The organism is Amycolatopsis sp. NPDC049159, from assembly GCF_040648295.1.
GTDB classification, from domain to species: domain Bacteria; phylum Actinomycetota; class Actinomycetes; order Mycobacteriales; family Pseudonocardiaceae; genus Amycolatopsis; species Amycolatopsis pretoriensis_A.
In genome coordinates, this window is sequence record NZ_JBEZDL010000033.1 from 76,808 (window position 1) to 97,286 (window position 20,479).

The following is a 20,479-nucleotide window of genomic DNA, read 5'->3' on the forward strand; positions in this document are numbered from 1 at the left end:
GCCGGCCCTCGTCAGGCGCTGACCTGCCGCGCCCGGTGGTCGGCCACGTGCACCCGCGTCGCGCACCGGGTCGAGCAGAACCGCCGCCGGCCATTGCGGGACGTGTCGACGTACGCCACCTCGCAGCCTTCGCGGCCGCAGATACCCAGGCGGTCCGGGGCCTCGCACACCAGGTGTGCCAGCCCGCCCGCCGTGTACGCGCGGACCCGGCCGACCGGCCCGGCGTCCTCCGCCGAGTAGTGCAGGTGGGGCGGCTTGCCGTCGTGGCTGGTGATGTACGGGCGGCACGCCGCTTCCGCGAGCAGCGTGTTGACCAGCTCCGGGCGGTTTTCGGGGCGCGCGGCGAACACCGGCCGCAGGTGGTGGGCCCAGTCGGCGATGCGGGTGGCTTCGTCGTCGGTCAGCGCCTGGATCGCCATGCCGTTGCCGACCATGCCGTCCAGGAGCTCGCTCGCCGACCCGGCGTTCACCAGGTCCGCGGCCACGAGCGCCGCCGGGCCGCCGTAAGGGTTGAAGTGCACAAAGTCATTACAGCACGATCGGGGGTATGGACGTCAACCGTTGCCCCCGCTGCGGCTGGCCGCTCGCCGAACTGCCGGCGACCGCGGCCCAGCGCGCCTCCCACCGGCTCGACTACGTGCGCTGCGTCTGCGGCAGCTGGCTCGCCCGCCTCGACGGCGAAGTCGTCGGCGCCACCCGGCCGGCCCGGTGACTCAGAGGTCGAGCGCGCCCGCGGCGTTGTCGTTCCACTGGTCGACCCGGCGGATGTACTCGTAGAGCGCCCGGCTGCCGCGCACCCAGCGGCCCTGGTCGGCGATGGCGAGGTCGTCCGCGCCGGCCCGGCGCGCCTCGGTCGCGAACCCGGACCGCAGCGAGTGCCCCGTCACCGGGTACGGCAGGCCTGCCCGGACCCCGGCCCGGGTCAGGATCTGGTTGACGCCGGTGGTGCTCAACGCGGGTTCGCCGACGTTGCCGTGCCGATCGACCCGGCGGAACGCGGGGCCCTCGCTGATCCCGGATCCGGAGCGCCACGCGTGCCACGCCCGCACCGGGTCCGTTTCCGGGCTTTCGCGGCGCGGCACGACCATGTCGCCGGTGCTCTTGCCGTGCCGCACGGTCACCGCCAGCCCCCGGTCGTCGACCGGCTCGACGTCGGTGACCAGCAGGTTCGCCAGGTCCGAGCAGCGCGCGGCGATCGGGAACCCGATCAGCAGCATCGCCCGGTCGCGGGCGCCGGCGAGGGTGTCCGGGCAGGCGCGCGACATCGCCCGCAGGTCGGCGAGGGTCACCATGGTGGCCTTGCCGCGCCCGCGCTGGACGCCCTCCCGGGCGAGCCGCTGCCGGTACCCCTTCAACGCGCGCCAGGCGGCGCGGCTCGCTTCAGGGTCGACGACGACCTTGTGGTGCCGCAGCCCGGCGAGCGCCCCGGTGAGCCGCCGCTCGATCGTCGACGGCGCCGCCGGCGCGGCCCGCTCGGGCACTTCGGGCACGGCGCGTTCGTCCGGGCGCAGCGTGCGCCCGCGTTCGAGCCACACGACGAACCCGGTCAGCGCCCCGATCGTCGCCGACAGCGGCGGGATCCCGGCCTCGGCGGTGTAGTCCTGCCACACCTGCCAGTCCTGGGCGTAGGCCTTGAGCGTGTTGGGCGGCCGCTGCCCGTCGACGTGCCGCGCAGCGGCTTCGTCCAGCAGCGCGAGCCGGTCCTGCGGGCCGGCGGCGGCGAGGGCGGCGTCGGTCACCGGTTCCAGGTCGGGCACGCGCCGAGGTTACGGGATGTCGATCTCCGCGGGCAGGAACCGGTCCAGGGCGTCGGCCACCTCATCGGGGCGTTCGAGCGGCTGGATGTGCGGGGCGCCGGGAACGACTTCCAGCTTCGCGCCGCCGCCGATCCGCGAGGCGACGGCGGCCATGCCGTCGATGGTGATCGACGCGTCGACCTCACCGGCGAGCGCCAGTGCCGGCGCCGGGAAGCCGCGCAACCGCCGGAAGACGTCGAGACCGCCGTAGCCGCGCCAGATCGATGCCCACGTGACCGGGTCGAACGAGGCGAGGCACTCGCGGGCGTAGCGCACGCCTTCGGTGTCCGCTGCGAGCCCGGCCGCGGTGAACCACCGTTCGAGCGTCGGCCCGACCAGTGCGGCCATGCCCTCGGTTTCGGCGATCCGCGCGCGGTCCTCGAACGCCGCCGGGACCGGCCGGTCCGGGGCGCCCAGCAAGGTCAGCGAGGCGAAGCGGCCGGGTGCGGCGACGGCGGCGGTCTGCGCGATCGCCCCGCCCAGCGACAACCCGGCGACGTGGGCGATGCCGAGCTCGAGCGCGTCCAGCACCGCGACGAGGTCGGCGCCGGTGGCGGCCATGGTGAACGGCAGGGGCGCGCCGGCGGCGGAACCGTGCCCACGCACGTCGTAGGCGAACACCCGCCGGCCGGTGGCGAGCCGGTCGAGCACCGGGTCCCACATCCGGCGGTCCAGGCCGAGCGAATGGACGAGCACCACGGCGGGGCCGCGGGTGCCGCGGGCGGTCACGGTGGTCTCGTGGTCGGACGCACGGATCTGCACACCTTGATCTTGCCGGTCGTGTCCACGGAAAATGCGCCGGACGCTGTCGATCCGGCCGGTCTCCGTTCGTATCAGCGGTGAAGGCACCGAGGAGGACGACGTGAAGCAGTACCTGCTCAGCATCTACCAGCCCGACGGCCCCACCCCGCCCGCGGACGTGCTCGACGGGATCGTCAAGGAGCTCGACGCACTGAACGCCGATCTCAAGGCGGCCGGGGCGTGGGTGTTCGCCGGGGGCCTGCACCCGCCCTCGACCGCCACCGTGCTGCGGGCCCGGGACGGCGACACCCTCGTCACCGACGGTCCCTACGCCGAGGGCAAGGAGCACCTCGGCGGGTTCACGATCATCACCGCGCCCGACCTCGACGCCGCCCTGGTCTGGGGCGGGCGGCTCGCCCACGCGGTGGCACCGCTGCCGGTCGAGGTGCGACCGTTCAGCGGATGAGGGTCGAGGACGTCTACGCCGCCGAGTACGGGCGTGCGGTGTCGGTGCTGGTCCGGGTCTTCGGGGACATCGACGTCGCCGAAGAGGCGGTGCAGGACGCGTTCGCCGAGGCCGTCCGCCGGTGGCCGGCCACCGGGTTCCCGCCGAGCCCGGCGGGCTGGATCATCACGACCGCCCGCAACCGCGCGGTCGACCGCCTGCGCAGGGAGGCCGCGCGGGCGGACAAGTACGCCCAGGCGGCCCTCGTGCACGCCGAAGCCGAGCCCGTGGAGGAGGGCGCCGTGCCCGACGACCGGCTCCGGCTGATCTTCACCTGCTGCCACCCCGCGCTGGCCCGCGCCACCCAGGTCGCGCTGACGCTCCGGCTGCTGGGCGGCCTCAGCACGACGGAGATCGCGGCCGCGTTCCTGGTCCCCGAACCGACGATGGCCCAGCGGATCGTCCGCGCGAAGAACAAGATCCGCGACGCCGGCATCCCGTACCGCGTCCCCCAGGACGCCGACCTGCCCGCGCGGCTGTCCGGGGTGCTGAGCGTGCTGTACCTGATCTTCAACGAGGGCTACGCGGCGAGCACGGGGGAGCACCTGGTCCGCGACGACCTGTGCGAGGAAGCGATCCGGCTCGCCCGCGCCCTCGCCGGGTTGATGCCCGACGAGCCGGAGGTCTGGGGCCTGCTCGCGTTGCTGCTGCTCAGCCACTCACGACGAGCCGCCCGCACCACCCCGGACGGCGACCTGGTGCTCTTGGGCGACCAGGACCGGTCCCGATGGGACACGGCGTTGATCGCCGAGGGCCAGGACATCGTCCGCCGTTGCCTGCGGCGCAACCAGCCCGGCCCGTACCAGATCCAGGCGGCGATCCAGGCCGTCCACAGCGACGCGCCGACCGACTGGACGCAGGTCAAGGCGCTGTACGACCAGCTGCTGGCGGTCACGCCGACGCCGGTGGTGGCGGTGAACCGGGCGGTCGCGGTCGCCGAGGTCGACGGTCCGGCGGCGGGTCTGGCGTTGGTCGAGGGGCTCGATCTGCCGCGCTTCGGGCTGTACCACGCGATCCGGGCGGATCTGCTGGACCGGCTGGGTCGCGCGGGGGAGGCCGCCGAGGCGTACGCGGCGGCGATCGAGCTGACGGGCAACGCCGCCGAGCGGGCGCTTCTGGAGCGCAAACTCGGCGTCTCCGGGCGTCGCGGGTAGCCCACCCAGTTTTCGAGGGGCCGATTCGGCCTCCAGGGGGGTCTGAGTTGGGATATGTGACCTTATCCAAACTCAGCCATGTGTTCAGATATCTTCTGATTTTGAACAGTTGCTTTTAGTTCTGATCAGAAGCTTTGATAGGGTCCTGATCATGACGGAAGACGCTGGTCAGATCCGGGTTTGCGAGTACCGGCGGTGCGGGGCGCCGCTGCCGCCCGCGGTGGGGCGGGGAAGCCGGGCTCGGTTCTGCCAGGACGGGAAGACCTGGGGGCGGCGGAACCTCAACTGCCGGGACGCCGAAGCCGTGCTGGCCGACGCCGAGTCGCTGCGGGAGAGCGACACCGAACTCGACGACACCGCCGTCACCGCCCTCGCCGGGCAGGTCGACCGGGTACTCGAACCCGCTCGCGGGCTCGTGGAGACACTCACGACGCTGCGCCACCAGCTCGAGGCGACGACCGCCGCCGCCCTCTCCGAACGGGATGCGGCGCTGGCCGAGGCCGACGAACACCGCCTGCAGCGCGGCCGCGCCGAAGCCGCCGCCGCTCAAGACCGGGACGAGGCCGAAGCGGCCGTCGAAGCGGCGGCCGCGGCCGAGAAGGAAAAGGCCGCCGCGCTGCGGGAGCGGGACGAGGAGCGGGCAGCCCGGCGCGCCGCCGTGCAGGAGCAGCAGCGGGCCGAAGGGCAGCTGGCCGCGGTCCGGGACGAACTCGCCCGGGTCGCCGATCGTGCCGACGCCTCCGCGGCACTGGCCGGCGAGCGTGCAGCCGCGATCGCCGCGCTGACCGCCGAACTGGCCGCCGCCCGGACCACCGTCGACGAGGAACGGGGTCGCAGCCAGGCCGCCGAGGCGCGGACCGAAGCAGCCGAAAGCCGCGCGGACGCCGTTCAGGCACGCCTCGACGCCGTGCGCGAAGACCACGTCAAGGCGGTCGCCGCGCAGGAGGAGCGCGCCCGCGTCGACGCCGATCGCCTGCGGGCCGGGTTCGACCAGCGGCTCGCCGAGGCGCAGGCCGCGCACGAGCAGACCGTCCGGTCGATGCACGAGACCACCACGAACCTCGGCGCCGAACTGCGCACCGCGCTGACCCGGGGCGACGCGGCCGAGCGTGAACTGGCCCGGGTGCTCGCCGTCGTCCGGGAGACACCAGAGCTCCCCGAAACACTTAAGCGATTACTTGACCAATCGGCCGAGCGAGCCTAACTTAAGTAGATGCTTAACCATGAGGAGTCGCTGGACCTGGTGTTCCGCGCTCTGGGCGACCGGACGCGGCGGGCGCTGGTCGAGCGGCTCGTGCGCGGGCCGGCGTCGGTCAGCGAGCTGGCCGAGCCGCTGACCATGTCGCTGCCCGCGGTGGTGCAGCACCTGCAGGTGCTGGAAACCGCCGGGATCGTGCGGTCGGAGAAGGTCGGCCGCGTGCGCACCTGCCGGATCGAACCGGAGGTGCTGCGCGCCGGCGAGCACTGGCTGGGACGGCAGCGCACCACGTGGGAGGGCAGGCTCGACCGGCTCGGCGACTTCCTCGCCGGGCCGGGGACCTCGGAAGGGAGCACGTCATGACCGTCAAGCACGCCACCTTCACCCTCGAACGCGGCTACCCCGTGCCGCCGGAGCGGGTGTTCGCCGCGTGGGCGGACCCGGCCGCGAAGGCCCGCTGGTTCGTCCCCGCCGGCACGCACACCCTGGACTTCCGGGTCGGCGGTACGGAAACCGTCGGCGCGACGGGGCCGGACGACACCAAGCTGAGCGTCACCTCGACGTACCACGACATCGTGCCGGACCGGCGGATCGTCTACGCCACGACGCTGAGTGGCGACGAGGTGCTCGCCACGGTCTCGATCACCACGGTCGAGCTCGAAGCCGACGGCGGCGGCACCCGGCTGGTCCTGACCGAGCAAGGCACCTTCCTCGACGGCGCCGAGGAGCCGCAGTGGCGCGAGCAGGGCACGGGCGACTGGCTGGACCGCCTCGGCGAGGCGCTGAAGTGACCGCCGCGCTGATCGAAGCCCGGGTCGCGGCCGTGGCGGCGAAGGACGTTGAGGCCCTCGTCGCGCAGTACGCCGAGGACGTCACGCTGTTCGACGCGGTCGGTGCGTTGCGGGACCGGGGGCGCGACGCCGAGCGGGCCCGGCTGGCGCAGTGGTTCGGCGCCTACCGCACGGAAATCGGGATGAAGATCCGCGACCTCGAGGTGGTCACCGGCGGCGATGTCGGGTTCGCGCACTACATCTACCAGGTGGAAGGCACCATGACCGACGGCACCGAGGTGTCGATGTGGGTGCGCTCCACCGTCGGCTTCCGGCGGGATGACGACGGCTGGAAGATCGTGCACGAGCACAGTTCGGTGCCGTTCGACGCCGCCACCGGAGCCGCGCTCACGACGCTGGTTCCCGCGTCCGGTACTGCTGCGGGCTGACCCCGAACTCGCGCTTGAAGGCCGTGCTGAGGGCGAACGCGCTGCCGTACCCCACCTGGCGGGCGACCGAGCCGATCGTGGTTTCCCGGTGCTGGCGCAGCAGGTCCGCGGCCAGCGCGAGGCGCCAGCCGGTCAGGTAGGCCATCGGGGTCTCGCCGACCGCCACGGCGAAGCGGCGGGCCAGTGCCGCGCGGGAAATGCCGGTGGCCGAGGCGAGTTCGGCGACCGTCCACGGCTCGGCGGGCTGGTGCTGCAGCAGCCGCAGCGCCTGGCCGACGACCGGGTCGTCGTGGGCGCGGTACCAGGCCGGTGCCGCGGTGTCCGGCCGGTCGAACCAGGCTCGCAGCGCCGCGATCAGCAGCAGGTCGAGCAGCCGGTCGAGGACGGCTTCCTGGCCCGGTACGTCCCGTCCGATCTCCGCGGCGAGCAGCGTCACCAGCGGGGTCGGCCAGTCGGCCGCGCGCAGCACGATCAGGGCGGGCAGTGCCGCCAGGAGCCGTTTGCTCAGCTCGCCTTCCATCGTGTACGTCCCGGTGAGCAGCACGACCGGGCCGTCGGTGCTGTGGCCCCAGGTGCGGACGCCGAGGCCGGTGAGCTCGGTGAGGTGCCCGCCGTCGGGGGTGCGGCACTCCTGGCCGGGCAGGATGATCGCCTGCGGCGGGGTGCCGGGGTGGTCGGCGACCAGGTACGGGTCGGGGCCACGCGCGATCGCGACGTCGCCTTCGCCCAGCGAGACCGCTTCGCCGGCGTCGGGCACGATCCACGCTTCGCCACGGACCACGGCCACGACGGTCAGCGGTGCCCGGTCTTCGATGCGCAGCGCCCACGGCGGGGTCATGACCGAGCGCAGCAGGAACGCGCCGTGGGCGCGGGGGCCGTCGAGGAGGGCGGCGAGCGGGTCCATGATCGTGAGTGTAGACGCTGGAACATGCGATCGAGGCTCTGAGCTATGGAGAGTCTCACCGCGGGCCGGTTGACTCACTGCCATGACAACGAACTACTTGGTGGTGGGCGGGACCGGCAAGACCGGGCGCCGCGTGGCGGACCGGCTGCGGGAGCGCGACCTGCCGGTGCGGATCACCTCGCGCCGCGGTGCGCCGTCGTTCGATTGGAGTGACCGCGAGACCTGGAAGCCGGTGCTGGACGGCGTCGACGCCGTCTACCTGACCTACTACCCGGACCTCGTGGTGCCGGAGGCGGCCGGTGACATCCACGCGTTCGCCGAGCTGGCCGTGGCGAGCGGCGTGCGGCACCTGGTGCTGCTCTCCGGCCGCGGCGAGGAAGAAGCCGAAGCGTGCGAGCAGATCGTGCGGGACGCCGGCACCGGCTGGACGGTCCTGCGGTGCAGCTGGTTCGCGCAGAACTTCAGCGAGCACTTCCTCCTGGACGCGGTGCGCGGCGGCGAGATCGCGCTGCCGGCGGGCACGGTGACCGAGCCGTTCGTCGACGTCCGCGACATCGCCGACGTCGCCGTGCGGGTGCTCACCGAGTCCGGGCACACCGGGCGGCACTACGAGCTGACCGGTCCGCGGCTGCTGAGCTTCGCCGACGCCGCGGCGGATATTTCGGCCGCCTCGGGGCGGGATGTCCGCTATGTTCCGGTTTCCGCGGCGGAGTTCGCCGCTGGCGCGGCCGCCCAGGGGGTGCCGGAGGAGGAGGCCGGTGCGTTGGTCGAGCTGTTCGGCCGGGTGCTCGACGGCCGCAACTCGACGCTGACGACCGACGTCGAGCGGGTGCTGGGCCGCCCGGCGACCGACTTCGCGACCTACGCCGAAGATGCCGCGGCGACCGGGGTCTGGGTCCGGTGATGGAGAAGGGGAAACCGATGTCCACTGTGGTGCTGGTGGCCGCGCTGGTCGCGGCCGGGCTGATCGCCGGGCTGTTCTACGCCTACGCCTGCTCGGTGCTGCCCGGTTTGGCGCGTGGCGACGACAAGACGTTCGTCGAGGGCATGCGGGGGATCAACGTCGCGATCGTGAACCCGGTGTTCCTGCTGACGTTCCTGGGCGCGCCCGTGCTGGCGGGCGTGGCGGTGTTCCTCGACACCGGCGCGCGGCCGTGGGTGATCGCCGGGTTCGTGTTGCTGGTGGCGATGCTGGTGATCACCGGGGTGGTGAACGTCCCGCTCAACAACGCGCTGGACGCCGGCGGTGACGACTACGCGGCGGTGCGGGCGCAGTTCGAGGCGGTGTGGGTGCGCTGGAACGTGGTGCGCGCGGTGGTGAGCACGGCCGGCTTCGGCTGCCTGGTCGCGGCCGTGCTCACCCGGCGCTGATCAGTCCGCGACGCGGAAGAGCAGGTCGGTCACCCACTGCGCGGGGTCCGGCACTTCGAGGGGGTTGCTGCGCAGCACTTCCAGGCGGCAGCCCCACTCTTCGCCGCCGGCCGCTTCCCGGCGGTCCCATTCGATGCCCTCGGTGGCGCCCCACTCCAGGACCGACGCCGTCGCGGCGGCCAGGCCGTCCGGGGCGCCGACGTAGGTGTCGAGGACGTACCGGCCCGCCGGGAGCTCGTCGGGGAAGGCCGGGTCGTCCACCTCGACGTCGCCATCGACGGGCACGCCGGCTTCCACGGTGAACCGCATCCCGGGGTGCAGCACGCGGTAGCGGAAGAACGGCGCTCCCGCCAGGGTGACGCCGCGGGCGGCGAGGCCGCCGATCAGCGGCGGCAGCCGGTCGGCGATGCGCGGGAACTCCGGGATGGCGACGGTGGCCCGCTCGGCGACGTAGCGCTGGGCCGGGCGCTGGACGATCGTGGGCATCAGGCGAAGTCCGCCGGTCCGAGCATCGGGCGGACCTCGATGCTGCCGTAGGTGGCGGCGGGGTGCTTGGCCGCGATTTCGAGGGCTTCGTCGAGGTCGTCGCACTCGATGACGACGAAGCCGCCGATCTGTTCCTTGGCCTCGGCGAACGGCCCGTCGGTGAGCAGGACTTCGCCGTCGCGGACCCGGATCGTCGTGGCTTCCGACGGCGGGCGCAGGCCACCGCCACCGTGGATCTTGCCGCGGCGTTCGAGGTCCTCACTCCAGCCGCCGCAGCCGTCGTCCTGGTGCTCCTCGGCGCTCTCGTCGCCGGCGATCATCAGCAGGTACCGCATGTCAGCATCCTTCCAGCACGGCGCGCAGGCGCACGGCGAAGGCGGCCGGCTCGGCTTCGAAGCCGCCGTGGTCGCCGGGGAACGGTTCGGCGGTCAGCCCGAGGTCGGCGGCCAGGCCCAGGCCCGCTTCGTGGGCGGGCAGGCCGGCGGACTTCTCCCCGACGCCGACGACCAGCCGCGCGGACGTCGTCCGCAGCGCGTCGAGGTCGGGCTCGTAGGCGCCGATGGCGGCCATCAGGTGCCCGAAGAAGTAGGCGAAGTTGCCTTCCATCACCTTCATGCGGGCGAGTTCTCCGGGTGTGGGGTCGGTGGGCGGGGCGATGTCGAACCCGGCCATCTCCATGAACGCGGCGATGGCGGCGCCGATGCCGTGCTCGCGGTAGATCGCCGGGATGTCCGGGCCGTCGAGGACGTCGGGGCCGAGGTACCGCGTGACCGGCGGTTCGTGCAGCACGACGGTACGGACCTGGCCGGGGTGGCCCACGACGTGCTCGAGCAGCGTGATGGCGCCGCCGCTGCTGGCGAAGACGTCTGCCGGGCCGAGTTCGGTCAGCAGGCGGTGCACGTCGTCGGCGTGTTCGCGGATGGTGTCGGGCCCCGGCTCGCCGTGCAGCGGGCTGCGGGAGATGCCGCGGGGGTCGTAGGTGACGACGGTGTGGTCCTCGGCCAGGAGCGGCCGGATCGGGGCGAACATGGTGGAGTCGGCCGCGCCGCCGGGCACGAGCAGCAGGACGGGGCCGCTGCCGGTGACGTCGTAGGTGAGGGTGGCGCCGGGAACGTCGAGGGTGGTCATGGGATCTCCTCCGGTCGGGGTTCGTCCTCCCGACGAACGGGATCGCCCCGGATGGACAGCGTCTCCGAAATTCTTCGCGTGAGGTACGCCCGCTCGGCGTCGGTGGGCGCCAGCTCGCGGGCGGCGGTGTAACTCCGCACGGCTTCTTCGCGGCGGCCGAGCCGGCGCAGGAAGTCGGCGCGGGTGGCGGGCAGCAGGTGGTAGCCGCCCAGGTCCAGTTCGTCGAGCAGGGCGAGGCCGGCCGCCGGGCCCTCGGCCATGCCGACCGCGATGGCCCGGTTGAGCTCGACGACGGCGCTGGGGACGAACTTGCGCAGCTCGCCGTAGAGGCCGGCGATCTGGGGCCAGTCGGTGTCGGCGGCGCGGGCGGCGGTGGCGTGGCAGGCGGCGATGGCGGCCTGCACCTGGTACGGCCCGGGCCGGCGGCGGCGCAGCGCGGTCTCGAGGAGCTGCGTGCCTTCGGTGATCGCCTCGGTGTCCCAGCGGGTGCGGTCCTGCTCTTCGAGGGGGACGAGCTCGCCGCCGGTGCCGACGCGGGTGGCGCGGCGGGCGTGCTGGAGCAGCAGCAGTGCGAGCAGGCCGAGGGCTTCGGGTTCGTCGGGCATCAGCCCGGCGAGGACGCGGGCGAGCCGGACGGCTTCGGCGGCGAGGTCGGGGCGTTGCAGGTCGGGTCCGGCGCTGGCGGAGTAGCCCTCGTTGAACGTCAGGTACAGCACGCCGAGCACGGCGTTGGTGCGTTCGGGCAGCAGGTGCGCGGGCGGGACGCGGTAGGGGATGCGGGCGTGGCGGATCTTGCGCTTCACCCGCACGAGCCGTTGCGACATGGTCGCTTCCGGGACGAGGAAGGCGCGGGCGATCTCGGCGGTGGACAGGCCGGCGAGGGTGCGCAGCGCGAGCGCGACCTGCGCTTCGGTGGCCAGCGCGGGGTGGCAGCAGGTGAAGATGAGCCGCAGCCGGTCGTCGGTGACGCCGCTGTCGTCGGGTTCGGGGACGTCGGGGACGTGCACGCGGCCGGCCTCCTCGAGCTTGGCGGCGCCCACGGCGTCGCGGCGGAGCCGGTCGGTGGCGCGGTTGCGGGCGGCGGTGGTCAGCCAGGCGCCGGGCCGCTTCGGGACGCCGTCGCGGGGCCAGGTGCGCAGGGCGAGGGCGAACGCCTCCTGGGCGCACTCCTCGGCCAGGTCCCAGTCGCCGGTGACGCGGATGAGCGTGGCCACGACCTGGCCCCACTCTTCGCGGAACGCTGCGGCGACCGCGGTCTCGACGTCCACTTCTGCTCCTCCCGCCGGTTCACCTGCCCGACGAACGGGCCGGCCCGGGACCGACAGCGGCCGCGTGGCAGGCGCCGAACCCTTCGGCGCGGGCGACGATCCGGCCGCCTTCGACGCGGACGGCCGCTTCGGTGGCGTCGCTGACCGCGGTGACGCCGGCGGCCGCCGCCAGGGCCCCGCTCGCGTCGCAGACGAGCCGCAGCCGGGGACGGGCGGGCGGGCTGATCGCCTGGTCGAGGCAGCCGCGCAGGTCGGCGACGGCGAGGCGGGCCAGTGCCGCGAGTTCGCCGGGGTCGCTGGTGACGAGCACGGCGGTGACGTCGGCGCCGGTGCGGACGGCTTCTTCGAAGGCCGCGGCGCGGTGCAGGCCGAGGACGGTGACGACGCCGTCGCCGGGCTGGCTCGCCTCCCCGGTGAGGAGGTCCACGGCCGGCGGCGGCTGCCAGGGGTCGTCGGCGGCGCGGGCCTGGGTGGTGATCGGCGGTTCCGCCGGCCAGTCGTCGCGCAGGCCGAGGTCGAGCAGCGCGGCGCAGGCGGTGACGATGTGGAACGGCTCGCCGAAGCCGGGTGCGGCGGCCGCGAGCTGGCTCGCGCCGTGCAACGTCGTGAGGGCGGCTTCGGCGACCCGGACGAGCCGCCGTCCCGGGCAGGCGCGTTCGAGGGCGAGCCCGAGCAGGATGGCGTTCACGCGCATGAGCTGCGCGAACGGCCGCCGGGTGTGCTCGTCGGCGAGGACTTCGGGCAGCAGGTCGCGGGCGAGGCGGGCGTCTTCGCCCTCGCTGTCGGTGGCCAGGGGCAGGCGGGCGACCCAGGCGCGGGCGAACGCGGCCAGGACGTCGGGTGCGCTCGGGTCCGCGGGCGGGGTGGCGGGGCGGGGTGCGCGTTCGGCGAGGTCGGCCAGGACGGCGAAGTACAGGGCGCGCTTGCCGGGGAAGTTGGAGTAGACCGCGCCGCGGGTGAGCTCGGCGCGGTCGGCGATGACGTCGATCTTGGCGTCGCGGAAGCCGCGGTGGGCGAACTCGTCCCGGGCGGCGGCCAGCACCCTGGCGCGGTTGCGTTCCTGGGTTTCCGCCCTGCTGAGCCTGACCATCGTCCTCCTTGCCGCGGCGTCGCGGATCAAGATACCGTGACCACTGAGATGATAAGAACATCTGGTTTGAACATCTGGAGTGGTGGATGACCCCCGAAATCGATCTCACGGACCTCGCGGTCCTCACCGACCCGTTCACCGCCTACGACCAGGCGCGCGAAGTGAGCGCGGTGGCCAAGCTGGTCATCCCCGGGTTCGGCCCGTTCTGGGCGCTGACCCGCTACGCCGAAGCCCGCGCGATGCTGGCCGATCCGCGCTTCGAGGTCCGGGCCGAAAGCTTCCTGCGCCCGCCCGGCATCCCCGACCACTGCCTCGCGTACCTGAAGACCATGGCCGAGCAGGACGGGCCCGAGCACCTGCGGCTGCGGCGGCTGGTCGCCCCGGCGTTCACCCCGAAACGCGCCGCCCAGCTGCGGCCGCGCCTGGCCGCCGTCACCGAGGGGCTGCTCGACGTCCTGCCCGCGCACGCCGAGGACGGCGTCGTGGACCTGGTCGCGCACTTCGCGCGACCACTGCCGATGGACGTCATCTGCGAGCTGACCGGCATCCCGGAGGCCGACCGCCCACGCTGGCGCGAGTACGGCGCCGCGGTCGCGAGCGGAGTCGGACCGGACTTCGCCGCGGCCATCCCGGCGATCATCGAAGGCGCGAAGGAAGCCGTGGCGCGCAGCCGGGCTCAGCCGGGCGACGACCTCATCGGCGATCTCGTGCGCGCCCAGGACGACGACCGGCTCACCGACACCGAGCTGGTCACCCTGGTCTGGCACCTGGTGCTGGCCGGGCAGACCCCGGTGAACCTGATCGCCAACGCCGTCGAGGCGCTGCTGCGGCACCCGGATCAGCTGGACCTGCTGCGCGCGGAGCCCGGACGGTGGCCGGGGGCGGTCGAGGAGCTGATGCGTTTCTGCAGCCCGCAGCTGCTGACCACGCCGAGGTTCGCGCGTGAGGACGTCGAGATCGACGGCGAGCTCATCCGCGCGGGTGAGCGGGTGACCGCGGCGATGGTGGCCGCCGACCGCGATCCGCGGGCCTTCGACGGCGCCGATCGCCTGGACGTCACTCGCACCGGGCCGGCCCAGCTGGGGTTCTCGCACGGCCCGCACTTCTGCCTGGGCGCGTCGATCGCGCGGGTGGAGACCGAGGTGGCGCTGTCGCTGCTCTTCGCGCGCTTCCCGGACCTGGCCCTGGCCGGTGACGTGCCGCGCGCGCCCGACGGCGGGACCTGGCGGCCCGCTCGGCTACTGCTGGCGCTCTGAGACGAGCACTTCGATGCCGTCCAGGAGGCGGGCGAGGCCGAAGCGGAAGGTGTAGCCCGGGTTCTCCGCGGCGTTGTGGGCCTCGCCCGCGGCCGTGCCGACCCGGGAGGAGATCGGGTGGTGCGCCGCGCCGGCGGCCGGGATACCGGCCAGCACCGGCGCGGCGCGCTCCCACCACTGCGCGTCGGTCAGGCCGGTCGTGCGGACCAGCCGGGCGTTGTCGACCGAGCTGCGCGCGGTGGTCCGGACGAGGCCGGTGATCAGGCTGACCACGGCGTCCATCTCGACGTCGTCGAGGCCGATGCCCTCGACCGCGCGCAGCTCGTTTTCGTACTTGGCGAAGCTGTGCGGGCCGAGTGGCGAGCGGCTGGTGGTGACCTGCAGCAGCCACGGGTGGCGGTGGAAGAGGTGCCACTGCGCTTCGGCGACGGCGGTCAGCGCCGCACGCCAGTCCAGGCCCGGCTCGGGGGCGCGGAGCTCGCCGTGGACGTGGTCGATCATCAGGTCGACCAGCTCGGCGCGGCCGGGTACGTAGGTGTAGAGCGACATGGCGGAGACGCCCAGGAGCTCGGCGACGCGGCGGATGGTGACCGCCTCGATGTCGTCGGCGTCGGCCAGCGACACGGCCGCGCGGACGACATCGAGGGTCGTCAGCTTCGGTTTCGGGCCGCGGCGCGGGCGCTCCGAGACGCCCCAGAGCAGCTCGATCGCCCTGCGCGGGTCGCCTTCGTCGGTGTCCTCCGTGCTCATGTCGGTCATTGTGCCCACCCGTTCTTCGTACTTTGTACGGAGTTGTGCTAACCTCGATCTTCGTACAACGTACAGAGTAAGAGGGGGAGAATGACTTCGCAGATCCACGCCGAGGGGCTCCGCAAGCGCTACGGCGACGCGTACGCCCTCGACGGGTTCGATCTGTCCGTTCCGGCGGGCACCCTGTGCGGCCTGCTGGGGCCGAACGGCGCGGGCAAGACGACAGCGGTGCGCGTGCTGTCCACGCTGCTGCGCCACGACGGCGGCGTCGCCCGGATCGCCGGCTTCGACGTCGCCACCGAACCGGCGAAGGTGCGGTCGATGATCGGGCTGGTCGGCCAGCAGGCCGCGGTCGACGAAATCCTGTCCGGCCGGCAGAACCTCGTGCTGTTCGGCCGGCTGCACCACCTGGGCCGCCGCGAAGCCGCCCGCCGGGCCGACGACCTGCTGGAGCGCTTCGGTCTCGCCGAGACCGGGCCGAAGCCGGTGTCGGCCTACTCGGGCGGGATGCGCCGCCGTCTCGACCTGGCCGCTTCGCTGCTGGCGGCACCGCGGGTGCTGTTCCTCGACGAGCCGACGACCGGGCTGGACCCGCGCAGCCGCCTCGAGGTCTGGCGGGCGGTGCGCTCGCTGGTCGCCGACGGCACGACCGTGCTGCTCACGACCCAGTACCTGGAGGAGGCCGACCAGCTGGCCGACCGGATCTCGCTGGTCGAACACGGGCGCGTCGTCGCCGAAGGGACACCGGCGGAGCTGAAGGGCTCGCTGGGGGCGACGCGGATCGAGCTGGCGGTGACCGATCCGGCCGCGCTCGGCCCGGCGGCGGCGCTGCTGGCCCGGGTCACCGGCGCCGAGCCGGTCACCGAGGAGCTTCGGGTGAGCGCGCCGGCCGAGCCGTCGATGCTGACCGGCGTCGTGCGTGAGCTGGCGGCGTCGGAGCTGGCGTTCGCCGACGTGGCGCTGCGGCACCCGACGCTCGACGAGGTGTTCTTGGAGCTGACGGGGGTGGCGCGATGAGGTGGGCACTGGCCGACGGCTGGACGCTGACCCAGCGCTACCTGGCGCAGCTGGCGCGGCGCCCGGCCCGGCTGGCCACCGTGGTGGCGTTCCCGATCCTGATGGTGCTGATCTTCGCCTACCTGCTCGGCGGCGGGATGAGCGTGCCCGGCGGCGGCTCCTACCGGGAGTTCCTGATGCCGGGGATGTTCGCGATGACGATGGCCTTCGGGTTGTCCGGGACGATGCTCGCGGTCCTGGACGACGCGGCCAAGGGGGTCACCGATCGGTTCCGGTCGTTGCCGATGTCGCCGTCGGCGGTGCTCACCGGGCGGGTGGCCGCGGACCTGGCGAACGCGGTGCTGGCGCTGGTGGTACTGCTGGGCTGCGGGTTCGCCGTGGGCTGGCGCCCGCACGGCTCGCTCGGCGAGACGCTGGCCGCGGTCGGATTGCTGCTCCTGCTGCGGACGGCGCTGGTGTGGGCGGGGATCTACCTGGGGCTGCTGACGTCGGACCCGTCGATGGTGACGCTCGCGCAGACCCTGGAGTTCCCGTTCGGATTCCTCTCCAGCGCGTTCGTGGCGACGGCGACGATGCCGGCGTGGCTGGGAACCGTGGCGGAGTGGAACCCGTTGTCCTCGACGGTGACCGCCGCGCGGGTGCTGTTCGGCAACCCCGGCGCGGCCGGGACGTCCTGGGTGAGCGCGCACCCGGTGCTGATGGCGGTCGGCTGGCCGCTGGTGCTGCTCGCGGTCTTCGTGCCGCTGTCCGTGCGCCGATACGAGAGGCTGGGGAACTGAACGTCGACTTCACACCGGGGGAACCACCGCGGGCCGGACGGCTCGTCCTGGACGGCCGTGAGCTGTCGGTGGTGGACGGACTCGGGGAACTGCTGGGCGAGCCGGGCGGGTTCTGGGCGACCGCGGCGACGGCGGCGCTGCGGCTGGTCGCCGCGGGACGGCTGCTGCCGGGGGTGACCGCGGGCGGGTACGACGCCTGGCGCGTCGGCCCGCTGGAACCGGCCGAAGCCGCGTGGCTGCGCGACCTCGCGGCCGCGATGCCGCCGGACGAACGCGCTCCGGAGCCACTGCTGCGGGCCTTCCTCGACGCCGTCGCCGACACGCTGCCCCGCACACCCGCCGCGGCGAAGGCGGCCGGGACGAGGTTGTTCGCCGCGGTCACGCCGCAGCGGGCCGAGCCGCTGCGCGACTGGGCCGACGAGCTGGCCGCGGGCCTGGACTCCGGCATCCGCGTCTCGCTGCGGATCGAGGCGCCCGGCGGGTTCGACGCCGGGCGCTACCGCGCGGTGGTGCAGGTGCACAGCCTGGCCGAGCCCGGGCAGCTCGCCGACGCGGCGGAACTGTGGGAGACCGGCCGGTTCGGGCCGCGGGCGCGCATCGACGCCGTGCTGGCGTTGCGGCGGGGTGCTCAGGTCTGGCCAGCGCTGAGCCCGCTGCTGACCTCGGCGGTGCCGGACGAGCTGGCGCTGGGCGAAGACGAGGTGACCGAGCTGGTCGCGGCCGCGGCCCCGCGGCTGGCGGCCGCCGGCATCGAGGTGCACTGGCCGGCCGAGCTCGCCGGAGCGCTGACCGCGCGAGCCGTGGTCCGCTCCGGTGACGTACCGGGCGACCTGCCGTCGTTCTTCGGCGGCGGGCGCGCGCTGGAGTTCGACTGGCAGCTCGCGTTGGGCGGGGAGGTGCTGACCGAGGCGGAGCTGGACGAGCTCGCCGAGGCGCGCCGGGCGGTGGTGCGGCTGCGCGACCGGTGGGTGCTGGTCGACCCGGCGCTGGCGGCGAAGGCGCGGGAGCGGGTGCTGAAGCCGCTGACCCCGGTCGACGCGCTCGGTGCGGTGCTGACCGGGACCACCGAGGTGGACGGCGAAGCGGTCGAGGTCGTCACCGAAGGCTGGCTGGGGCAGCTGCGGGAACGGCTGTCCGCACCGCCGGAACCCGAGGTACCGCCGGCCGGGCTCGCTGTCCAGCTGCGGGACTACCAGCTGCGGGGGCTGCAGTGGCTGGCCACCGTCACGGGGCTGGGTCTCGGCGGGTGCCTGGCCGACGACATGGGCCTGGGCAAGACGGTCACGCTGATCGCGCTGCACCTGCACCGCGCTTCGGGGCCGACGCTGGTGGTGTGCCCGGCGTCGCTGCTGGGCAACTGGGAACGCGAAATCCGCCGGTTCGCGCCCAGGGTGCCGGTGCGGCGCTTCCACGGCAGCACCCGCTCGCTCGAGGAGCTCGACGGGTTCGTGCTGACGACCTACGGCACGCTGCGCACCGATCCGGCGCCGCTGGCCGGGGTGCGGTGGGGGCTGTTGGTCGCCGACGAGGCCCAGCACGTGAAGAACCACCGTTCGGGCACGGCGAAGGCGTTGCGGCTGGTGCCGGCGGCGGCGCGGGTGGCGCTGACCGGCACCCCGGTGGAGAACACGCTCTCGGAGCTGTGGGCGATCCTGGACTGGTCGGCACCGGGGCTGCTGGGGTCGCTGGCGGAGTTCCGGGAGCGCTGGGCGAAGCCGATCGAGGCCGGGGACCCGGCGGCGGCCGAGCGGCTTTCGCGGCTGCTGCGGCCGTTCCTGCTGCGGCGGCGCAAGTCCGATCCCGGGATCGCGCCGGAGCTGCCGCCGAAGACCGAGACCGACCGGCCGGTGGCGCTGAGCCCCGACCAGGTGGCGCTGTACGAGGCGGTCGTGCGGGAGCTGATGGCCGACATCGCCGCCAGCGACGGGATGGCGCGGCGCGGGCGGATCGTGAAGCTGCTGACCGCGCTCAAGCAGATCTGCAACCATCCGGCGCAGTACCTCAAGGAGCCGGGCGGCCGCTCGGGCAAGGTGGAGCTGCTCGACGAGCTGCTGGACACGATCCTCGCCGAAGGGGGCGCGGTGCTGGTGTTCACCCAATACGTCGCCATGGCGCGGCTGCTGGAGAAGCACCTGGCCGGGCGCGGGATCGCGACGCAGCTGCTGCACGGCGGCACGCCGGTGCCCCGGCGCGAGGAGCTGGTGGCGCGGTTCCAGGAGGGTGCGGTGCCGGTGTTCCTGCTGTCGCTGAAGGCGGCCGGGACGGGGCTGAACCTGACCCGCGCCGACCACGTCGTGCACTTCGACCGCTGGTGGAACCCGGCGGTGGAGGACCAGGCGACCGACCGCGCGTACCGGATCGGGCAGACGAAACCGGTGCAGGTGCACCGGCTCGTCGCCGAGGGCACGGTCGAGGACCGGATCGCGGCGATGCTGCGGGAGAAGCGGGCACTGGCGGACGCGGTGCTGGCCGGTGGCGAGGCGGCGTTGACGGAACTGTCGGACACCGAGCTCGCGGAGCTCGTCGAACTGAGGAGCCGCGGATGACCGACGACCGGGTGCGCGGGTTCCCCGCGTTCGGGGCGGCCGGGCACCTCGCCCGTTCGTGGTGGGGACGGGCGTGGGTGCGCGCGATGGAGGACACCGCGCTGGACCTGCGGCAGCTGAAGAAGGGCCGCCGGTACGCCGCGGCCGGGCTGGTCGGGCCGATCACGGTGAGCCCGGGCCGGATCGCGGCGGTGGTCGACGACGCCGACGGCGGCCCGTACCGCACGGAGCTGCGCCTGGCCGAGTTGTCCGACCTCGACTGGACGCGGTTCTTCGACCGGGTCGCCTCGCGAGCGGGGCACCTGGCGGCGCTGCTGGACCGGGACATGCCGCACGACCTGGTCGAGGCGGCCGACGACGCCGGCGTGCACCTGCTGCCGGTGATCGGCGACCTCGACCCGGAGTGCGACTGCCCGGGCTGGGAACTGCCGTGCCGGCACGCGGCGGCGTTGTCGTTCCAGGCGTCGTGGCTGCTGGACGCGGACCCGTTCGTGCTGCTGCTGATGCGCGGGCGGGGTGAGCGGGAGATCCGGGAGGAGCTGGAGAGCCGGCTGGCGCCGGTGGTGTCCGCGGTCGCCGCGGCGGACCGGACACCGGGGCCGCTGCCGGAGCTGGACGCGTTCCGGCCCTCGGGGTCGCCGTCGATCCCGGCGGCGCCGGGGGTGCCCGCGGAGGTGTTCGCGCTGCTGGCGGCCAACGCTTCGGCGCAGGCCCGGGCGGTGCTGGCGGGCGAGCCGTGGCCGGGACGGCGCCCCGACGCGGTGCGGCTGGCGGCGGAGTTCCCCGCCGTGGCGGAGCGGCTGGGCACGGGTGAAGAGTTCGACCGGGCGGTCGCGGCGTGGACGTTCGGCGGCCGGGACGGGCTGGAGGTCCTGGACTCGGCGTGGACCCCGCCGAAGCCGGTGCTGGCGGCCGCGCGGGCCGCACTCGCCGACGAAGACCCGGTGTTCGAGCGCAACCACTGCACGATCGGCGCGCTCCAGCTGCGGCTGGACCGCCGCGGCCGGTGGCACCCGTACCGCCTCGACGGCGACACCTGGTGGCCCTCGGGCCCGCCGGAGCCGGATCCGGGATTGCTCACGGGCTGAAATCCACGAAATTCGCGGTATCCAGCGCACGGCCAGCTGCCTCCTGTCCGGCAACGGCGGCGTACCGCCGGGCCACTGGGGGTGCGGGCGCGCGGGCTCCTCCCCGCGTGCCAACGGCGTCGTGTGGCGGATCGGCGTCTTCTACGTCGGATCCGTGCTGATGCTGGCGATGTTGCTGCCCTG

General features: G+C 73.8%; 24 protein-coding genes. 14 read left to right on the forward strand and 10 right to left on the reverse strand.

Annotation, left to right across the window (positions count from 1 at the left end; genetic code table 11):
• Nucleotides 1-11: 11 nt before the first annotated feature.
• A complete protein-coding gene (locus AB0B33_RS42175) occupies nt 12-521 on the reverse strand; it encodes a CGNR zinc finger domain-containing protein (protein WP_360782492.1) in 510 nt (169 codons plus the stop codon).
• A 26-nt stretch (nt 522-547) separates the two neighbouring features.
• Between AB0B33_RS42175 and AB0B33_RS42180 the strand changes: the two genes are divergently transcribed.
• Nucleotides 548-712 (forward strand): hypothetical protein, encoded by a 165-nt coding sequence (locus tag AB0B33_RS42180; protein ID WP_166640695.1) that lies wholly within the window; start codon nt 548-550, stop codon nt 710-712.
• Nucleotide 713: 1 nt separating this feature from the next.
• On the opposite strand, the gene AB0B33_RS42185 is transcribed toward AB0B33_RS42180, so the two are convergent.
• A complete protein-coding gene (locus tag AB0B33_RS42185; RefSeq protein WP_360782496.1) occupies nt 714-1,757 on the reverse strand; it encodes a site-specific integrase in 1,044 nt (347 codons plus the stop codon).
• Nucleotides 1,758-1,766: 9 nt separating this feature from the next.
• Nucleotides 1,767-2,558, reverse strand: a complete 792-nt coding sequence (locus AB0B33_RS42190) for an alpha/beta fold hydrolase (RefSeq protein WP_360782499.1) — start codon at nt 2,556-2,558, stop codon at nt 1,767-1,769.
• A gap of 100 nt (nt 2,559-2,658) precedes the next feature.
• Between AB0B33_RS42190 and AB0B33_RS42195 the strand changes: the two genes are divergently transcribed.
• The 6 genes from AB0B33_RS42195 to AB0B33_RS42220 all read left to right on the forward strand — a co-directional run bounded on the left by AB0B33_RS42195 (nt 2,659) and on the right by AB0B33_RS42220 (nt 6,613).
• Complete coding sequence (locus AB0B33_RS42195; RefSeq protein WP_360782502.1) at nt 2,659-3,003, forward strand: YciI family protein; 345 nt, start codon at nt 2,659-2,661, stop codon at nt 3,001-3,003.
• Entirely contained in the window at nt 3,000-4,196 is a 1,197-nt protein-coding gene (locus tag AB0B33_RS42200; RefSeq protein WP_360782505.1) for a sigma-70 family RNA polymerase sigma factor, read from the forward strand. Before AB0B33_RS42195 ends, AB0B33_RS42200 begins: the two co-directional genes overlap by 4 nt.
• Nucleotides 4,197-4,347: 151 nt before the next feature.
• The gene (locus AB0B33_RS42205; protein WP_360782508.1) at nt 4,348-5,400 is read left to right on the forward strand and encodes a hypothetical protein; all 1,053 of its coding nucleotides are present in this window, start codon (nt 4,348-4,350) and stop codon (nt 5,398-5,400) included.
• Nucleotides 5,401-5,409: 9 nt separating this feature from the next.
• Nucleotides 5,410-5,757, forward strand: a complete 348-nt coding sequence (locus AB0B33_RS42210; RefSeq protein WP_360782511.1) for a metalloregulator ArsR/SmtB family transcription factor — start codon at nt 5,410-5,412, stop codon at nt 5,755-5,757.
• Nucleotides 5,754-6,185, forward strand: a complete 432-nt coding sequence (locus AB0B33_RS42215; protein ID WP_360782514.1) for an SRPBCC domain-containing protein — start codon at nt 5,754-5,756, stop codon at nt 6,183-6,185. Before AB0B33_RS42210 ends, AB0B33_RS42215 begins: the two co-directional genes overlap by 4 nt.
• On the forward strand, nt 6,182-6,613 hold the full coding sequence (locus AB0B33_RS42220; RefSeq protein ID WP_360782517.1) for a nuclear transport factor 2 family protein: 432 nt from the start codon (nt 6,182-6,184) through the stop codon (nt 6,611-6,613). The genes AB0B33_RS42215 and AB0B33_RS42220 overlap by 4 nt, the downstream gene beginning before the upstream one ends.
• Here AB0B33_RS42220 and AB0B33_RS42225 read toward each other — a convergent pair.
• Nucleotides 6,573-7,517: an AraC family transcriptional regulator gene (locus AB0B33_RS42225; RefSeq protein ID WP_360782520.1), complete on the reverse strand. Its 945-nt coding sequence runs from the start codon at nt 7,515-7,517 to the stop codon at nt 6,573-6,575. The genes AB0B33_RS42220 and AB0B33_RS42225 overlap by 41 nt on opposite strands.
• 82 nt (nt 7,518-7,599) lie before the next feature.
• Between AB0B33_RS42225 and AB0B33_RS42230 the strand changes: the two genes are divergently transcribed.
• Both AB0B33_RS42230 and AB0B33_RS42235 read left to right on the forward strand, forming a co-directional pair.
• Entirely contained in the window at nt 7,600-8,421 is an 822-nt protein-coding gene (locus AB0B33_RS42230) for an NAD(P)H-binding protein (protein ID WP_360782523.1), read from the forward strand.
• Between the two features lie 17 nt (nt 8,422-8,438).
• On the forward strand, nt 8,439-8,888 hold the full coding sequence (locus AB0B33_RS42235) for an anthrone oxygenase family protein (protein ID WP_360782563.1): 450 nt from the start codon (nt 8,439-8,441) through the stop codon (nt 8,886-8,888).
• Here the strand turns inward: AB0B33_RS42235 and AB0B33_RS42240 are convergent, their stop codons facing one another.
• The 5 genes from AB0B33_RS42240 to AB0B33_RS42260 are packed head-to-tail and all read right to left on the reverse strand — an operon-like array spanning nt 8,889 to nt 12,860.
• The gene (locus AB0B33_RS42240) at nt 8,889-9,374 is read right to left on the reverse strand and encodes a GyrI-like domain-containing protein (RefSeq protein ID WP_360782526.1); all 486 of its coding nucleotides are present in this window, start codon (nt 9,372-9,374) and stop codon (nt 8,889-8,891) included.
• The gene (locus AB0B33_RS42245) at nt 9,374-9,709 is read right to left on the reverse strand and encodes a YciI family protein (protein ID WP_360782529.1); all 336 of its coding nucleotides are present in this window, start codon (nt 9,707-9,709) and stop codon (nt 9,374-9,376) included. The genes AB0B33_RS42240 and AB0B33_RS42245 overlap by 1 nt, the downstream gene beginning before the upstream one ends.
• A 1-nt stretch (nt 9,710) precedes the next feature.
• A complete protein-coding gene (locus AB0B33_RS42250; protein WP_360782532.1) occupies nt 9,711-10,502 on the reverse strand; it encodes an alpha/beta hydrolase in 792 nt (263 codons plus the stop codon).
• A complete protein-coding gene (locus AB0B33_RS42255) occupies nt 10,499-11,770 on the reverse strand; it encodes an RNA polymerase sigma factor (RefSeq protein WP_360782534.1) in 1,272 nt (423 codons plus the stop codon). The genes AB0B33_RS42250 and AB0B33_RS42255 overlap by 4 nt, the downstream gene beginning before the upstream one ends.
• A 19-nt stretch (nt 11,771-11,789) precedes the next feature.
• A complete protein-coding gene (locus AB0B33_RS42260; protein ID WP_360782537.1) occupies nt 11,790-12,860 on the reverse strand; it encodes a TetR/AcrR family transcriptional regulator in 1,071 nt (356 codons plus the stop codon).
• An 86-nt stretch (nt 12,861-12,946) separates the two neighbouring features.
• Here AB0B33_RS42260 and AB0B33_RS42265 point away from each other — a divergent pair, with 86 nt between their 5' ends.
• On the forward strand, nt 12,947-14,116 hold the full coding sequence (locus AB0B33_RS42265) for a cytochrome P450 (protein WP_360782540.1): 1,170 nt from the start codon (nt 12,947-12,949) through the stop codon (nt 14,114-14,116).
• On the opposite strand, the gene AB0B33_RS42270 is transcribed toward AB0B33_RS42265, so the two are convergent.
• On the reverse strand, nt 14,099-14,875 hold the full coding sequence (locus tag AB0B33_RS42270) for a TetR/AcrR family transcriptional regulator (RefSeq protein WP_360782543.1): 777 nt from the start codon (nt 14,873-14,875) through the stop codon (nt 14,099-14,101). The genes AB0B33_RS42265 and AB0B33_RS42270 overlap by 18 nt on opposite strands.
• A gap of 81 nt (nt 14,876-14,956) precedes the next feature.
• Between AB0B33_RS42270 and AB0B33_RS42275 the strand changes: the two genes are divergently transcribed.
• The 4 genes from AB0B33_RS42275 to AB0B33_RS42290 all read left to right on the forward strand — a co-directional run bounded on the left by AB0B33_RS42275 (nt 14,957) and on the right by AB0B33_RS42290 (nt 20,296).
• A complete protein-coding gene (locus AB0B33_RS42275; RefSeq protein ID WP_247023336.1) occupies nt 14,957-15,883 on the forward strand; it encodes an ATP-binding cassette domain-containing protein in 927 nt (308 codons plus the stop codon).
• Nucleotides 15,880-16,662 carry an ABC transporter permease gene (locus tag AB0B33_RS42280; RefSeq protein WP_360782546.1) on the forward strand — a complete coding sequence of 261 codons (783 nt, stop codon included), beginning with the start codon at nt 15,880-15,882 and terminating at the stop codon, nt 16,660-16,662. Before AB0B33_RS42275 ends, AB0B33_RS42280 begins: the two co-directional genes overlap by 4 nt.
• A gap of 71 nt (nt 16,663-16,733) precedes the next feature.
• Nucleotides 16,734-19,208, forward strand: coding sequence for a DEAD/DEAH box helicase (locus tag AB0B33_RS42285; protein ID WP_360782549.1), 2,475 nt, complete (start codon nt 16,734-16,736; stop codon nt 19,206-19,208).
• The gene (locus AB0B33_RS42290) at nt 19,205-20,296 is read left to right on the forward strand and encodes an SWIM zinc finger family protein (RefSeq protein WP_360782551.1); all 1,092 of its coding nucleotides are present in this window, start codon (nt 19,205-19,207) and stop codon (nt 20,294-20,296) included. Before AB0B33_RS42285 ends, AB0B33_RS42290 begins: the two co-directional genes overlap by 4 nt.
• Nucleotides 20,297-20,479 lie beyond the last annotated feature (183 nt).

What these genes read in the sequence shown, in the direction of transcription:
- AB0B33_RS42215 (WP_360782514.1), top strand. Translation starts at nt 5,754, where the DNA reads ATGACCGTCAAGCACGCCACCTTCACCCTCGAACGCGGCTACCCCGTG.
- AB0B33_RS42230 (WP_360782523.1), top strand. Translation starts at nt 7,600, where the DNA reads ATGACAACGAACTACTTGGTGGTGGGCGGGACCGGCAAGACCGGGCGC.
- AB0B33_RS42270 (WP_360782543.1), bottom strand. Translation starts at nt 14,875, where the DNA reads ATGACCGACATGAGCACGGAGGACACCGACGAAGGCGACCCGCGCAGG.
- AB0B33_RS42205 (WP_360782508.1), top strand. Translation starts at nt 4,348, where the DNA reads ATGACGGAAGACGCTGGTCAGATCCGGGTTTGCGAGTACCGGCGGTGC.
- AB0B33_RS42290 (WP_360782551.1), top strand. Translation starts at nt 19,205, where the DNA reads ATGACCGACGACCGGGTGCGCGGGTTCCCCGCGTTCGGGGCGGCCGGG.
- AB0B33_RS42280 (WP_360782546.1), top strand. Translation starts at nt 15,880, where the DNA reads ATGAGGTGGGCACTGGCCGACGGCTGGACGCTGACCCAGCGCTACCTG.
- AB0B33_RS42260 (WP_360782537.1), bottom strand. Translation starts at nt 12,860, where the DNA reads ATGGTCAGGCTCAGCAGGGCGGAAACCCAGGAACGCAACCGCGCCAGG.
- AB0B33_RS42240 (WP_360782526.1), bottom strand. Translation starts at nt 9,374, where the DNA reads ATGCCCACGATCGTCCAGCGCCCGGCCCAGCGCTACGTCGCCGAGCGG.
- AB0B33_RS42275 (WP_247023336.1), top strand. Translation starts at nt 14,957, where the DNA reads ATGACTTCGCAGATCCACGCCGAGGGGCTCCGCAAGCGCTACGGCGAC.
- AB0B33_RS42225 (WP_360782520.1), bottom strand. Translation starts at nt 7,517, where the DNA reads ATGGACCCGCTCGCCGCCCTCCTCGACGGCCCCCGCGCCCACGGCGCG.
- AB0B33_RS42210 (WP_360782511.1), top strand. Translation starts at nt 5,410, where the DNA reads ATGCTTAACCATGAGGAGTCGCTGGACCTGGTGTTCCGCGCTCTGGGC.
- AB0B33_RS42250 (WP_360782532.1), bottom strand. Translation starts at nt 10,502, where the DNA reads ATGACCACCCTCGACGTTCCCGGCGCCACCCTCACCTACGACGTCACC.
- AB0B33_RS42180 (WP_166640695.1), top strand. Translation starts at nt 548, where the DNA reads ATGGACGTCAACCGTTGCCCCCGCTGCGGCTGGCCGCTCGCCGAACTG.
- AB0B33_RS42265 (WP_360782540.1), top strand. Translation starts at nt 12,947, where the DNA reads ATGACCCCCGAAATCGATCTCACGGACCTCGCGGTCCTCACCGACCCG.
- AB0B33_RS42245 (WP_360782529.1), bottom strand. Translation starts at nt 9,709, where the DNA reads ATGCGGTACCTGCTGATGATCGCCGGCGACGAGAGCGCCGAGGAGCAC.
- AB0B33_RS42235 (WP_360782563.1), top strand. Translation starts at nt 8,439, where the DNA reads ATGTCCACTGTGGTGCTGGTGGCCGCGCTGGTCGCGGCCGGGCTGATC.
- AB0B33_RS42200 (WP_360782505.1), top strand. Translation starts at nt 3,000, where the DNA reads ATGAGGGTCGAGGACGTCTACGCCGCCGAGTACGGGCGTGCGGTGTCG.